The organism is Cupriavidus sp. OTU4054 (genome assembly GCF_038440175.1).
GTDB lineage: Bacteria > Pseudomonadota > Gammaproteobacteria > Burkholderiales > Burkholderiaceae > Cupriavidus > Cupriavidus pauculus_D.
The window spans coordinates 54753-67370 of record NZ_JASATF010000034.1 but is presented as its reverse complement, the minus strand read 5'-3'; the positions used below and the strand labels follow the sequence as shown (position 1 = coordinate 67370).

The window sequence follows — 12618 nt, the reverse complement described above, 5'->3', positions numbered from 1 at the left end:
GGGATCGCAGACCGGGGGTTCCCAGAACGGCTGATCCCAGAACGGCGGGTCCCAGAACGGCGGGTTCCAGAACGGTGGATCCCAGAACGGCGGGTCCCAGAACGGCGGGTCCCAGAACGGTGGATCCCAGAACGGCGGGTCCCAGAACGATCGATCCACGAACGGTACGCCGCGCCCGGCCGCTGCATCGCAGCCGCAGGCCCCCGCCGCGCCCGCCGTCCGCGCGGCCCCGGTCGCCCCGGCGGCCGATGCCGACGGCACGCCGCCCGTATTCACCGGCACCGCCGCCGACTGGCCCGCGCTGGCCGCCAGCCTGCCGTTGCGCGGCCTCGCCCAGCAGCTGGCCTATCAGAGCGAACTCGCGCGCGTGGTGGGCCGCAACGTCTTCCTGCGCGTGCCCGTGGCCGCCATCGCCGAAAATGGCGTGGCGGACCGCATGCAGCAGGTATTGAGCGAACATTTCGGCGTTGACGTGCGCGTGCAATGCGAGATCGGCGCCGTATTCGAGACGGCCGCCGCCGCCGATGCGCAGGCACGCGCCGAGCGCCAGCGCGAGGCCGAAGCCAATATCGAAGGCGACCCGTTCGTCCAGGGCCTGCTGCGCGAGTTCGGCGGGCAGATCGTGCCGGGCTCGATCCAGCCGCGCGCCGCCTGACCTCCACACAACAGGGCGGCCGCAAGGGACAGGGACCAACGCACCGGGACGGCCGCCCCCATCGACACTGACACGACTACAGGAGCAACACCATGATGAAAGGTCAACTGGCCGGGCTGATGAAGCAAGCCCAGCAGATGCAGGAAAACATGAAGAAGATGCAGGATCAGCTCGCGCTGATCGAGGTCGAGGGCCAGTCCGGCGCCGGTCTCGTGAAGGTGCTGATGACCTGCAAGAACGACGTCAAGCGCGTCACGATCGATCCGAGCCTGCTGGCCGACGACAAGGACCTGCTCGAGGATCTGGTCGCCGCTGCGTTCAACGATGCCGTGCGCAAGGCCGAAGCCACCACGCAGGAAAAGATGGGTTCGATGACGGCAGGCATGCCGGGGCTGCCCCCGGGCTTCAAGCTCCCGTTCTGAGCATGAGGGCTGCGCCCCCGACCTCGCTGCAGGCACTGATCGAGGCGCTCAAGGTATTGCCCGGCGTGGGGCCGAAATCGGCCCAGCGCATGGCATACCACCTGCTCCAGCACGACCGCGACGGCGCGCGCAAGCTCGGCGACGCGTTGCGCGGCGCCGCCGATGGCATTCGCCATTGCCAGCGCTGCAATACGTTCACGGAGCAGGACCTGTGCGAGACCTGCCGCGACGAGGACCGCGACGCCTCGCTGCTGTGCGTCGTGGAGACGCCTGCCGACCAGATCATGATCGAGCAGACGCTGACCTTCCGCGGCCAGTACTTCGTGCTGATGGGGCGCCTCTCGCCGCTCGACGGCGTGGGCCCGCGCGAGATCCATCTGGACCGTCTGCTCGCGCGCGCCACCGAGCCCGAGCTCGGCGGCCCGGTCTCCGAGGTGATCGTCGCCACGAACTTCACGACCGAGGGCGAGGCCACCGCGCACTACATCGGCGAGATGCTCAAGTCCCGCGGCCTCAAGGTGTCGCGCCTTGCGCGCGGCGTACCGGTCGGTGGCGAACTCGAATACGTCGATGCCGGCACCATCGCGCGCGCCGTGATGGATCGCCGCAGCCTGTAGGCACGGACTGCCAGCCTCCCTCACTCCGCCGATCGCTCCCCGCGCCATGAATCTCGCCCGCTTCGACCTCGTCACACTCGGCCTGTTCGTGGCCGTCGTGCGCCATGGCAGCATTTCCGCGGGCGCGCGCCAGTCGCATCTGGCCGTGGCCGCGGCCAGCAAGCGGATCTCGGACCTCGAGACCGCGGTGGGCGCGCCGCTGTTCTTCCGCCATGCCGCGGGCGTGCAGCTCACCGAAGCGGGGCAGGCGTGCTACCACCACGCGCTGACCATCCTCCAGGACGTGGAGCGCATGGCCGGCGTGATGTCCGACTATGCGTCGGGCGTACGCGGCCAGGTGCGCGTGTGCGCCAATACGTCGGCCATCACGCAGTTTCTTCCGGACGATCTGGCCGAGTTCATGCGCCAGCATCCGACCATCCGTATCGAGCTCGAGGAGCAGAACAGCGCCGATATCGTCGCCGCGCTCGTCGAGAACCGCGCCGACGTCGGCATCTTCGCGGACCGCACGCCTTGCGCGGGGCTCGTGACGGTGGAATACCGGCAGGACGAGCTCGTCATCATCACGCCGCACGGCCATCCGCTCGCGCAGCGCGGGCCGGTGCGTTACGCCGACACGCTCGACTACGACTTCGTGAGCCTGCCGCAGGTGACGTCGCTCGCGGCGCGGCTGCTCGAGGAAAGCAGCCGGCTGGAGCGGCCGTTCCGGCTGCGTATCCAGGTGCGCAGCTTCGACGCGATGTGCCGCATGGTCATGGCCGGCCTGGGCGTGGGCGTGCTCCCGCGCATCGCGGCGGAGCCGCACGTGAAGTCGATGGGCCTGTCGCTGGTCTCGCTGCAGGACCCGTGGGCGCGGCGTTCGCTGTTGATCGGCATGCGCGATCCGGCCGCGCTGACCGTGTCGGCCCGGCTGCTGATCACCCATCTCTGCGGCGACCGCGCGCCGTTCTGACGGCGCCTCCCGCGCCGCCTCCGCGTTTTCCCTAACCTTCGCGTTCCGAGAAAGCCCGCTTTCCGGATTGCCGATTCCGTCGCCCGCCCCGGCTGGGGCACACTCGCCTCCGACATAACAGGAGACAACCGACATGGCGCGACAGATTCTCGAAGGCATTCGGGTCCTCGAACTGGGACAACTGATTGCCGGCCCGTTCGCGGCCAAGACCCTCGCCGATTTCGGCGCGCAGATCGTCAAGGTGGAGCCCCCGGGCCAGGGTGACCCGCTGCGCAAATGGCGCATGCTCCACGAAGACACCTCGGTGTGGTGGGAAGCACAATCGCGCAACAAGCAATCGATCTGTATCGACCTGCGCCAGCCCGAAGGCCAGGCGCTCGTGCGCAAGCTCGCCGCCGAGGCGGACATCCTGATCGAGAATTTCCGCCCGGGCACGATGGAGAAGTGGGGCCTCGGCTGGGACGTGCTGCATGCCGACAATCCCAAACTCATCATGGTGCGGGTGTCGGGCTACGGCCAGACCGGCCCGCGCAAGGACGAGCCCGGCTTCGCGGCCGTGGCCGAGGCCATGGGCGGCCTGCGTTATCTGACGGGTGAGCCGGGCCGTGCGCCGGTGCGCGCGGGCCTGTCGCTCGGCGACACGATCGCGGGCCTGCATGGCGCGCTGGGCGTGCTGCTCGCCCTGTACGAGCGCGATGCGCGTGGCGGAGAAGGGCAGGTCATCGACGTGGCCCTCTATGAATCGCTGTTCAATCTCAGCGAAAGCCTGTTGCCCGAGTATTCGGCGTTCGGCGCCGTGCGGCAGCCCGCGGGGGGCGCGTTGCCCGGCATCGCGCCGTCCAACGCCTATCCCTGCGGCTGCGGCGAGTATGTGCTCATCGCCGCCAACGGCGATGCGATCTTCCGCCGCCTGATGCAGGCGATGGGCCGTCCGGACCTCGGCGAAGATCCGTCGCTCGCGCAGAACGACGGCCGCGTGAAGCGCGTGGAAGAAATCGACGCGGCCATCGCCGCCTGGACGCGCACGCAGACCGTGGCCTCCGCGCTGGAGGTCCTGCGCGAGGCGCAGGTGCCGTCGGGCCGCATCTATACCGTCAAGGACATTGCCGAAGATCCGCACTACCGCGCCCGCGGCGTCATCGAATCGGTGACGTCCGCCAGGGGACTCACGGTGGAAGTGCCGGGCGTCATGCCGAAGCTGTCGGGCAATCCCGGCGCGATCCACGACCGCGCGCCGACGCTCGGCGAACATACCGACACCGTGCTGTCGCAGGCCGGCTTCGATGCCGATGCGATCGCCGATCTGCGTGCACGAGGAGTGATTGCATGAGCGCCGGCAACGCGTACCCATTGGCGGGCCCGGCCCGCGTCGAGATCAACGACGTGGCGCCGCGCGACGGCCTGCAGATCGAGCCCGTGGTGGTGCCCACCCATGGCAAGGTCGCCTTCGTGAATGCGCTGTCGCACTGCGGGTTTGCGCGCATCGAGGCCACGTCGTTCACCTCGGCCAAGGCGATTCCCGCGCTGGCCGATGCGGAAGCGGTCATGCATCAGATCGAGCGCGTGCCCGGCGTGCGCTACACGGTGCTGGTGCCGAACCTGCGCGGCCTGGAGCGCGCGCTGTCGTGCCACCCCGATGAAGTCAACCTCGTGATGTCGACGAGCGAGACGCACAACCGCGCGAACCTGCGCATGACGCGCGAGCAGTCGCGCGCCCAGCTGCTGGCGATGATCGCCGAAGCAGGCCGCGCCGGCGTGCCCGTCAACGTGTCGCTGTCCACCGTGTTCGGCTGTCCGTTCGAGGGCGAGGTCGGCGTGGACGACGTCATGGGCTTTGCGCAGGCGTTCGCGGAGGCGGGCGCGGCCGGCATCACGCTGTGCGACACCACGGGCATGGCGTTTCCGACGCAGGTGGCCGCGCTCTGCGAGGACTTCCAGAAGCGCCTGCCCGATACGGCGCTGACCATTCATCTGCACAACACGCGCGGCATGGGCCTGGCCAATGCGATGGCGGCCTGGCAGACCGGCGTGACGCGCTTCGACGCGGCGGCCGGCGGCCTCGGCGGTTGCCCCTACGCACCCGGCGCCAGCGGCAACGTCAGTACCGAAGAGCTCGTGCATATGTTCGCCGCGATGGGCGTGGACACGGGCGTGGACCTCGACGCGCTGCTCGACGTGGTGGCGAGCCTGCCGGCACTGGTCGAGCGCGAGATCTCGAGCCAGCTCCTGCGCGCGGGACCGCGCCTGCGCACGCATCAGCCACCGGCCTGGATGGCCGCGCATTTTCAGGGTCAGTAGATTTTCCCCATCCTCACAAACCTCGAACAAGACATACGGAGACAACTCATGCAACGCAACCTCTCTCTCGTGGCGGCCTCGCTGCTGCTCGCGGCGGGCGCCGCCCACGCGCAGGACGGCACGTACCCGAGCCGTCCGATCACGCTGGTCGTGTCGGCCGCGGCCGGTGGCACCACCGATATCGCCGCGCGCATGATTTCCGAGCCGCTGTCGAAGGCGCTCGGCCAGCCCGTGGTCGTGGACAACCGTCCCGGCGGCAACGGTGGCATCGCCGCCTCGGTGGTGCAGCGCTCGAAGGCAGACGGCTATACGCTGCTGCTGCAGTACTCGGGCTTTCACGTGATCACGCCGCTGCTGACCAAGGCCTCGTGGGATCCGGTCAAGGACTTCATGCCCGTGGCCAACGTGCTGTCCGCCCCGCAGGTGCTCGTCGTGCGCCCGTCGCTGCCGGTCAAGTCGCTGAAGGAACTGGTGGCCTATGCCAAGGCCAATCCGAACAAGCTCAACTACGCGTCGTCGGGTAACGGTTCGCTGCAGCACGTGTCCACCGAACTGCTGAACCAGATGGCCGGCATCCAGATCACGCACGTGCCGTACAAGGGCACGGGCCCGGCGATGACGGACCTGCTCGGCGGTTCGGTCGATCTGACGATCACCACGCCGCCGCCGCTGATGGGCCATATCGCCGCGGGCAAGCTGCGTCCGCTCGTGGTCACGAGCAAGGAGCGCTTGCCGAGCCTGAAGGACGTGCCGTCGGCACCGGACGCGGGCTATCCCGACCTCGACGTGTCGTCGTGGTTCGCGATGTACGCGCCGGCCGGCACGCCCAAGCCCGTCATCGACAAGCTGACCGGCGAGATCGACAAGATCATGAAGACCGAGGCATTCCGCAAGAAGGCCGAGGAACTGGGCGCCGAGGCCAAGTACATGAACCCGCAGCAGCTGGATCAGTACCAGCGCGCGGAGCTTGCGCGCTGGGGCAAGGTCATCAAGTCGGCCGATATCCACGCGGAATGATATTTGCGTAAGCAAACGCTTAAGTAGTGATCCCGATGCGGAGAGGGCGCCACTCGCGTAGCATGCGAGGGCGCCCCTTTGCATTGTGGCGACGGCTCGAAGCACGACAGTTGGAGACAATGCCATGTACAACAAGAAATTCTGGAAGCAGCTGCTGATCGCCCTCACGCTGTTCCTCGCCGGCTGGTTCACGTTCGGCTACGCGCTGGCCCAGGGCAAGCCCGAAAAGCCCAAGGTCACCGTGGCGGTGGGCGGCAAGAACCTGTTCTATTACCTGCCGCTGACGATCGCCGAGCGGCTGGGCTACTTCAAGGAAGAGGGCCTGGACGTCGAGATCGTCGATTTCGCCGGCGGTGCCAAGGCGCTGCAGGCCGTGGTCGGCGGCAGCGCGGACGTGGTGTCCGGCGCGTACGAGCATACGATCAACCTGCAGGCCAAGGGGCAGCAGTATCAGGAGTTCGTGCTCCAGGGCCGCGCGCCGCAGATCGTGCTCGTGGTCTCCAGCAAGACCATGCCGAACTACAAGTCGATCGCCGACCTCAAGGGCAAGAAGATCGGCGTGACCGCGCCGGGTTCGTCCACGAACATGATGGCCAACTTCGTGCTGGCCAAATCCGGGCTCAAGCCGTCGGACGTGTCGTTCATCGGCGTGGGCGCGAGCGCCGGCGCCGTGGCCGCGATGCGTTCGGGCCAGATCGACGCGATGGCGAACCTCGACCCCGTGATCTCGATGCTGACGCAGAAGAACGAGGTGAAGATCGCCTCCGACACGCGCACGCTGAAGGAAACCGAGGCCGTGTTCGGCGGCAATATGCCGTCGGGCTGCCTCTACGCGTCCACCGCATTCATCCAGCAGAACCCGAACACCGTGCAGGCCATGACCAACGCGATGGTGCGCGCGCTCAAGTGGCTGCAGAAGGCGGGTCCGTCCGATATCGTCAAGACGGTGCCCGAGAGCTATCTGCTCGGCGACCGCGCGCTCTATCTGGCCGCTTGGGAGAAGGTGCGCGAAGCGATCTCGCCGGACGGCGTGATGCCGGCCGATGGCCCGCGTACCGCGCTGAACACACTGCAGCAGTTCGACCCCGAGATCAAGGGCAAGCCGATCAAGCTGGAGAACACGTTCACGAACGCGTTCGTGCAGAAGGCCAACGCCAAGTACAAGTAAGCCACAAGTCAGCCGCATCCGCGTCGCCCCATGACCACGCCAGCCCTGTCCCTCGAGAACGTGACCTGCACGTTCGTATCGCGCGAAGACCGCAGCCAGCGCTACACCGCGGTGCGCGATACCACGCTGACCATCCAGCCCGGCGAGTTCGTCTCGGTCGTCGGCCCCACGGGCTGCGGCAAGTCCACGCTGCTCAACGTCGGCGCGGGCCTGCTCGAACCCTCGAGCGGCACCGTGCGCGTATTCGGCGAGCCGTTACATGGGATCAATGCCCGGGCCGGTTACATGTTCCAGGCCGAGGCGCTGATGCCGTGGCGCAACGCGCTCGACAACGTCATCGCCGGACTCGAGTTTCGCGGCGTGCCGCGCGCGGACGCCGCGGCGCAGGGCGAGGAGTGGCTGCGCCGCGTGGGCCTGGGCGGGTTTGGCGACCGCTATCCGCACCAGCTCTCGGGCGGCATGCGCAAGCGCGTGAGCCTCGCGCAGACGCTGGTCCTGGACCCCGACATCATCCTGATGGACGAACCGTTCTCGGCGCTCGATATCCAGACGCGCCAGCTCATGGAGAACGAGGTGCTCGACCTGTGGGCCGCGAAACGCAAGGCGGTGCTGTTCATCACGCACGACCTCGACGAAGCCATCGCGATGAGCGACCGCGTGGTGGTGCTGTCGGCGGGGCCGGGCACGCATCCGATCGGCGAATTCGAGATCGATCTGCCCCGTCCGCGCGACGTGGCCGAGGTGCGCAACCATCCGCGCTTCGTGGAATTGCATGCGGCCATCTGGGACGTGCTGCGCGAAGAAGTCCTGAAAGGCTATGCTCAACAACGCAAGGTAGCCTGATCATGGCGATGCGACCCAACTCTCCCGCCATGCTGCGGGTCTGGCAACTGCTGGTCCTCGTGGTGATCCTGCTGGCATGGCACCTCGCCACGCGCTCGCAGCAGGTGGCCTTCTTCTTCGGCGAACCGCTGATGGTGGCCCAGCGCATCTGGAGCTGGTTCATCACCGAGGGCGATATCTACAAGCACCTCGGCGTGACGCTGATCGAGACCGTGCTGGCATTCGGCATCGGCACCGTGGCCGGCCTCGGCGTGGGGCTGTGGCTCGCGCTGAGCCCGATGACGGCCGCGGTCCTCGACCCCTACGTCAAGGCGATGAACTCGATGCCGCGCGTGATCCTGGCCCCGATCTTCGCGGTCTGGTTCGGCCTCGGCATCTGGTCGAAGGTGGCGCTGGCCGTCACGCTCGTCTTCTTCATCGTGTTCTTCAACGTCTATCAGGGCGTCAAGGAAGTGAGCCCCGTGGTGCTGGCCAACGCGCGGATGCTCGGCGCGAACCGCCAGCAGCTGCTGCGCCACGTGTATCTGCCGAGCGCGACGAGCTGGGTGTTCTCGTCGCTGCATACGTCGGTGGGGCTCGCGTTTGTCGGCGCCGTGGTGGGGGAATATCTGGGCTCCGCGAGCGGGGTCGGTTATCTGATCCTGCAGGCGGAGGGGACGTTCGACATCAACACGGTGTTCGCGGGCATCGTGGTGCTGACCGCATTCGCGCTGATTCTGGACTGGATCGTCAGTCTCTTCGAAAAGCGGCTGATGAAGTGGCAGCCGCAGAGCGGAGAGACCGAGAAGCTCTGATCCGCGGGGTTTGTTACGGCACGATGACGATCTTGCCCGTCACCTTGCGCGCTTCCATGTCCTTGAGCGCCTGCGGCGCCTGCTCGAGCGGGTAGCGCGCCGAGATATGCGGGCGGATCTTGCCTTCCTTCATCCAGCCCAGCATCTGCGCCATATTGGCCTGGTTGTGCTTGGGCTCGCGGCGCGCGAAATCGCCCCAGAACACGCCCACCAGCGACGCACCCTTGAGCAGCGCGAGATTCAGCGGCATCTTCGGGATTTCGCCATTGGCGAAGCCCACCACGAGATAGCGGCCGCGCCAGGCGATGGAGCGGAACGCGGGCTCGGCATAGACGCCGCCCACCGGATCGTAGATGACGTCCGGGCCCTTGCCATCGGTCAGCGCCTTGATGCGCTCGCGCAGGTCTTCGGTCGTGTAGTTGATGACCGCATCGGCGCCGTGCTCCTTGCAGACCGCGAGTTTCTCGTCGGTGGACGCCGCGGCGATCACGCGCGCGCCGATCGCCTTGCCGATCTCGATCGCGGCCAGTCCCACGCCGCCCGCGGCACCCAGCACGAGCATCGTCTCGCCGGCCTTGAGTTCGCCGCGATCGACCACCGCGTGGTGCGAGGTGCCGTACGTCAGCGTGAACGCGGCGGCGGTCTCGAAGTCGATGCCCGGGGGCATCGGCACCACAGACGCCGCCTTCGCGCGCGCCTGCGAGGCGAACGCGCCATTGCCGAGGTAGGCGATCACCGCATCGCCAGGTTTCACGTGCGTGACACCGGCACCGACCGCATTGACCACGCCCGCGAGCTCGGAGCCCGGAGAGAAGGGCAGTTCGGGCTTGGCCTGGTATTTGTTCTGGATGATCAGCACGTCGGGGAAGTTCACGCCGGCCGCTTTCACGTCGATGATCACCTCGCCATCGCCGGGCACGAAGTCCGGCAGCGTTTCGAGGACGAGCGAATCGGGCGGGCCCCAGGCCTTGCACAGTACGGCTTTCATGATGTCTCCGGAGTGGTGGTGAGTGTGTTGCCGGTGCAGCGTGCGGGCAAGTGTAACGCAAAAAAGCACGATCGTTCTGTTTGCCGCCGTGCCGTATTTTTGGGCCTGTTCGACGCATGCCGCACCGCGTCGCTCGGGTACAATCGCGGCCATGCATATCCTTCTCGCCAACGACGACGGTTACCTCGCGCCCGGCCTGGCGGCGCTGCACGCCGCATTGACGCCGCTCGCACGCGTTACGGTCATCGCACCGGAACAGAACCACAGCGGCGCCTCGAATTCGCTGACGCTGCAGCGTCCGCTCTCGGTATTCGAGGCGCGCGAGGGGGTGCAGAAGGGCTTCACGTTCATCAATGGCACACCGACCGACTGCGTGCACGTCGCGCTCACCGGCCTGCTCGAGGACCGGCCGGACCTCGTGGTCTCGGGGATCAACCAGGGCCAGAACATGGGCGAGGACGTGCTGTACTCGGGCACGGTCGCCGCGGCCATCGAAGGGTATCTGTTCGGCATTCCGTCGATCGCGTTCTCGCAGGTCGACAAGGGCTGGGAGCACCTCGACGCGGCCGCGCGCATCGCGCGCGAGGTGGTCGAGCACGTCATCTCGTCGCCGCCTTCGTTTTCATCCTCGTCGCCGTTCCTGCTGAACGTGAATATTCCGAATCTGCCTTACGAACATCTGCGCGGACTGCGCGCGACGCGTCTTGGCAAGCGGCACCCGTCGCAGCCCGTGATCACGCAGGTCAATCCGCGCGGCGACACGAACTACTGGATCGGGCCTTCGGGCGACGCGCTCGATGCGAGCGAAGGCACGGACTTCCACGCGGCCGCGGAGGGCTTCGTCTCCATCACGCCGCTGCAGCTCGATCTCACGCATCGCGCCCAGCTCGCACAGCTGGGGCAATGGCTGGAGCGCAATTGAGCCGCCGGCCGGCCCGCGCAGCGGCACGCTGCGTATCGATGATGCGGAGCGCGTTCGCATGACGGCACCGCCGCGATCCCGCTTTCCGCTCACGCTCGACGCGGTGGTCGAGCGCAAGCCCGCGCCCGAACGCACCGCGGGCATGCCCGCGATCGATGCCGCGCGCAAATCGGCGGTGCCCGTCGTGCCCGCCGCGCAGACTCCCCCGAATGCGCTCAAGCCGCTCAGTTCCGCACTGAGTTCGGCCGTGCAGCGCGGACGCAAGCCGGCATTGTCGGCCACCACGCCGCAACCGGTGACGCCGGGCAGCGCCGTCGAGGCCCGCACCTCGGCCGCGACGGCCGGCGGCGGCGGCATGGCCTCCGATCGCGCGCGCGGCGCGCTGACCGCGCGGCTGCGCGCATCGGGCATTCGCGACGAACGCGTGCTGCGCGCGATCGGTACCGTCCCGCGCCATCTGTTCATGGAGCCGGGCCTCGCGTCGCAGGCCTATGAAGATGCGGCGCTGCCGATCGGGCATCAGCAGACCATTTCCAAGCCGTCCGTGGTGGCCCGCATGATCGAGCTGCTGCGCGACGGCCTTCCGCCGGAACAGCCGCTCGCGCGCGTGCTCGAGATCGGTACCGGCTGCGGCTATCAGGCGGCCGTGCTGAGCCTCGCCGCCGAAGAAGTTTTCTCGATCGAACGAATTCGCCCGCTCCACGAGCAGGCCAAGGCGAACCTGCGGCCGTTGCGCCTGCCTAACGTGCGGCTGCATTACGGCGACGGCATGCTGGGGCTGCCTCAGGCGGCGCCGTTTTCGTCGATCATTCTCGCGGCCGCGGGCATGGAGGTGCCCGAAGCCCTGCTGGAGCAGCTCGCGATCGGCGGCAGGCTCATCGCGCCCGTGGCGGTGCCCGCGGGGGCGGGCGGCCAGGGCGGCGCGCAGCAGTTGCTGCTTATCGAGCGCCTCAACCGGCATCGCTTTCATCGGACCGCGCTTGAAGCTGTTTTCTTTGTGCCCTTAAAATCGGGCACCATCTGAGTCGAACTATGCACAACAACGTGAAATCGGATCATTTCGCTCGCGCAGGACAGGTTCTCGTCGTCACCGCCATGGCCGCGCTGCTCGGCGCATGCGCCAATTCGCCCATGCCGGCCCCCGCGCCTGTGGTCGACCGCACATCCACCGCCGGCACGCCTGGCGCTTCAACGACCGAACCGGCGCCGCCGGGGTACTATCGCGTCAAGCGTGGCGATACGCTGTATCGCATCGCGCTGGAGAACGGTCAGTCGTATCGCGATGTCGCGGGCTGGAACAATCTCGGCAACGTTAACCAGATCGAGGTCGGCCAGCTGTTGCGCGTGGTGCCGCCGAGCGCGGATCCGAACGCGGCGGCGGGCGTGGCGACGGTGCCGATCAATGCCGGCAACGTGCAGGCGCAGCCGATCGACGCATCGCGTCCGGTGGGCACGCCGATGTCGGCCGCATCGGCCGCCAGCGCGCCCGCGACGACTGCCGCGGCACCGGTGGCGACGCCGCCCGCGGCGGCGGCTTCCGCGCCTTCGGCAGCCTCGGCCGCAGTGGCCGAAGGGTCGATGCGGATGGCATGGCCGGCGACCGGTCAGCTGATCGGGAAGTTCGATGAAAAGGGCAACAAGGGCATCGATATTGCTGGCAAGAAGGGGGATCCCGTACTCGCCGCGGAGGAAGGTAAGGTGATTCACGTAGGCCCCTTGCGCGGCTACGGGAATCTTGTCATCATCAAACACAATGAAACGTATCTCACCGCATACGGGCATAACGACAAGGTGCTGGTGGCAGAGCAATCAACGGTTCGGAAGGGCCAGAAGATTGCCGAAATGGGTAACAGTGATACTGACAGGGTCAAGCTGCACTTCGAGGTTCGAAAGAACGGAAAACCGGTCGATCCAATGCGGTATCTGCCGCCACAGTGAGGTT

General features: G+C 67.3%; 15 protein-coding genes. 13 read left to right on the top strand and 2 right to left on the bottom strand.

Annotated elements, in window-relative coordinates; all coding sequences use genetic code 11:
* Positions 1 to 282: hypothetical protein (locus AAHB16_RS28700; protein WP_342052583.1), on the bottom strand; the 282-nt coding region annotated here is incomplete at its 3' end.
* A 37-nt stretch (positions 283 to 319) separates the two neighbouring features.
* Between AAHB16_RS28700 and AAHB16_RS28695 the strand changes: the two genes are divergently transcribed.
* The 10 genes from AAHB16_RS28695 (at position 320) to AAHB16_RS28650 (ending at position 8766) form a co-directional block, all read left to right on the top strand.
* Positions 320 to 655 carry a hypothetical protein gene (locus AAHB16_RS28695; RefSeq protein ID WP_446718143.1) on the top strand — a complete coding sequence of 112 codons (336 nt, stop codon included), beginning with the start codon at positions 320 to 322 and terminating at the stop codon, positions 653 to 655.
* 92 nt (positions 656 to 747) lie between these two features.
* Positions 748 to 1077 carry a YbaB/EbfC family nucleoid-associated protein gene (locus tag AAHB16_RS28690; protein WP_150371303.1) on the top strand — a complete coding sequence of 110 codons (330 nt, stop codon included), beginning with the start codon at positions 748 to 750 and terminating at the stop codon, positions 1075 to 1077.
* 2 nt (positions 1078 to 1079) lie between these two features.
* Positions 1080 to 1694: a recombination mediator RecR gene (recR, locus tag AAHB16_RS28685; protein WP_150371304.1), complete on the top strand. Its 615-nt coding sequence runs from the start codon at positions 1080 to 1082 to the stop codon at positions 1692 to 1694.
* 46 nt (positions 1695 to 1740) lie between these two features.
* Positions 1741 to 2646, top strand: a complete 906-nt coding sequence (locus AAHB16_RS28680; RefSeq protein ID WP_342052582.1) for a LysR family transcriptional regulator — start codon at positions 1741 to 1743, stop codon at positions 2644 to 2646.
* Between the two features lie 133 nt (positions 2647 to 2779).
* Complete coding sequence (locus AAHB16_RS28675) at positions 2780 to 3976, top strand: CaiB/BaiF CoA transferase family protein (RefSeq protein WP_150371306.1); 1197 nt, start codon at positions 2780 to 2782, stop codon at positions 3974 to 3976.
* Entirely contained in the window at positions 3973 to 4944 is a 972-nt protein-coding gene (locus AAHB16_RS28670; RefSeq protein WP_150371307.1) for a hydroxymethylglutaryl-CoA lyase, read from the top strand. The genes AAHB16_RS28675 and AAHB16_RS28670 overlap by 4 nt, the downstream gene beginning before the upstream one ends.
* A gap of 48 nt (positions 4945 to 4992) precedes the next feature.
* The gene (locus tag AAHB16_RS28665) at positions 4993 to 5961 is read left to right on the top strand and encodes a Bug family tripartite tricarboxylate transporter substrate binding protein (RefSeq protein ID WP_342052581.1); all 969 of its coding nucleotides are present in this window, start codon (positions 4993 to 4995) and stop codon (positions 5959 to 5961) included.
* Between the two features lie 124 nt (positions 5962 to 6085).
* Positions 6086 to 7129, top strand: a complete 1044-nt coding sequence (locus AAHB16_RS28660) for an ABC transporter substrate-binding protein (protein ID WP_150371309.1) — start codon at positions 6086 to 6088, stop codon at positions 7127 to 7129.
* Positions 7130 to 7159: 30 nt separating this feature from the next.
* Positions 7160 to 7972: an ABC transporter ATP-binding protein gene (locus AAHB16_RS28655; RefSeq protein WP_150371310.1), complete on the top strand. Its 813-nt coding sequence runs from the start codon at positions 7160 to 7162 to the stop codon at positions 7970 to 7972.
* Positions 7973 to 7974: 2 nt separating this feature from the next.
* Positions 7975 to 8766 carry an ABC transporter permease gene (locus tag AAHB16_RS28650; protein ID WP_342052580.1) on the top strand — a complete coding sequence of 264 codons (792 nt, stop codon included), beginning with the start codon at positions 7975 to 7977 and terminating at the stop codon, positions 8764 to 8766.
* A 13-nt stretch (positions 8767 to 8779) separates the two neighbouring features.
* On the opposite strand, the gene AAHB16_RS28645 is transcribed toward AAHB16_RS28650, so the two are convergent.
* Complete coding sequence (locus tag AAHB16_RS28645; protein WP_150371311.1) at positions 8780 to 9754, bottom strand: NADPH:quinone oxidoreductase family protein; 975 nt, start codon at positions 9752 to 9754, stop codon at positions 8780 to 8782.
* 151 nt (positions 9755 to 9905) lie between these two features.
* Between AAHB16_RS28645 and surE the strand changes: the two genes are divergently transcribed.
* The 3 genes from surE to AAHB16_RS28630 are packed head-to-tail and all read left to right on the top strand — an operon-like array spanning position 9906 to position 12614.
* Positions 9906 to 10676 (top strand): 5'/3'-nucleotidase SurE, encoded by a 771-nt coding sequence (surE, locus tag AAHB16_RS28640; protein ID WP_150371312.1) that lies wholly within the window; start codon positions 9906 to 9908, stop codon positions 10674 to 10676.
* A 58-nt stretch (positions 10677 to 10734) separates the two neighbouring features.
* A complete protein-coding gene (locus AAHB16_RS28635) occupies positions 10735 to 11700 on the top strand; it encodes a protein-L-isoaspartate(D-aspartate) O-methyltransferase (protein WP_150371313.1) in 966 nt (321 codons plus the stop codon).
* 8 nt (positions 11701 to 11708) lie between these two features.
* Positions 11709 to 12614, top strand: coding sequence for a peptidoglycan DD-metalloendopeptidase family protein (locus AAHB16_RS28630; RefSeq protein WP_150371314.1), 906 nt, complete (start codon positions 11709 to 11711; stop codon positions 12612 to 12614).
* The last annotated feature ends 4 nt before the right edge of the window (positions 12615 to 12618 follow it).

Bases quoted from the DNA above. Each gene is read 5' to 3' on its own strand.
- AAHB16_RS28690 (WP_150371303.1), top strand. From the start codon at position 748: ATGATGAAAGGTCAACTGGCCGGGCTGATGAAGCAAGCCCAGCAGATG.
- recR (WP_150371304.1), top strand. From the start codon at position 1,080: ATGAGGGCTGCGCCCCCGACCTCGCTGCAGGCACTGATCGAGGCGCTC.
- AAHB16_RS28680 (WP_342052582.1), top strand. From the start codon at position 1,741: ATGAATCTCGCCCGCTTCGACCTCGTCACACTCGGCCTGTTCGTGGCC.
- AAHB16_RS28675 (WP_150371306.1), top strand. From the start codon at position 2,780: ATGGCGCGACAGATTCTCGAAGGCATTCGGGTCCTCGAACTGGGACAA.
- AAHB16_RS28670 (WP_150371307.1), top strand. From the start codon at position 3,973: ATGAGCGCCGGCAACGCGTACCCATTGGCGGGCCCGGCCCGCGTCGAG.
- AAHB16_RS28665 (WP_342052581.1), top strand. From the start codon at position 4,993: ATGCAACGCAACCTCTCTCTCGTGGCGGCCTCGCTGCTGCTCGCGGCG.
- AAHB16_RS28660 (WP_150371309.1), top strand. From the start codon at position 6,086: ATGTACAACAAGAAATTCTGGAAGCAGCTGCTGATCGCCCTCACGCTG.
- AAHB16_RS28655 (WP_150371310.1), top strand. From the start codon at position 7,160: ATGACCACGCCAGCCCTGTCCCTCGAGAACGTGACCTGCACGTTCGTA.
- AAHB16_RS28650 (WP_342052580.1), top strand. From the start codon at position 7,975: ATGGCGATGCGACCCAACTCTCCCGCCATGCTGCGGGTCTGGCAACTG.
- AAHB16_RS28645 (WP_150371311.1), bottom strand. From the start codon at position 9,754: ATGAAAGCCGTACTGTGCAAGGCCTGGGGCCCGCCCGATTCGCTCGTC.
- surE (WP_150371312.1), top strand. From the start codon at position 9,906: ATGCATATCCTTCTCGCCAACGACGACGGTTACCTCGCGCCCGGCCTG.
- AAHB16_RS28635 (WP_150371313.1), top strand. From the start codon at position 10,735: ATGACGGCACCGCCGCGATCCCGCTTTCCGCTCACGCTCGACGCGGTG.
- AAHB16_RS28630 (WP_150371314.1), top strand. From the start codon at position 11,709: ATGCACAACAACGTGAAATCGGATCATTTCGCTCGCGCAGGACAGGTT.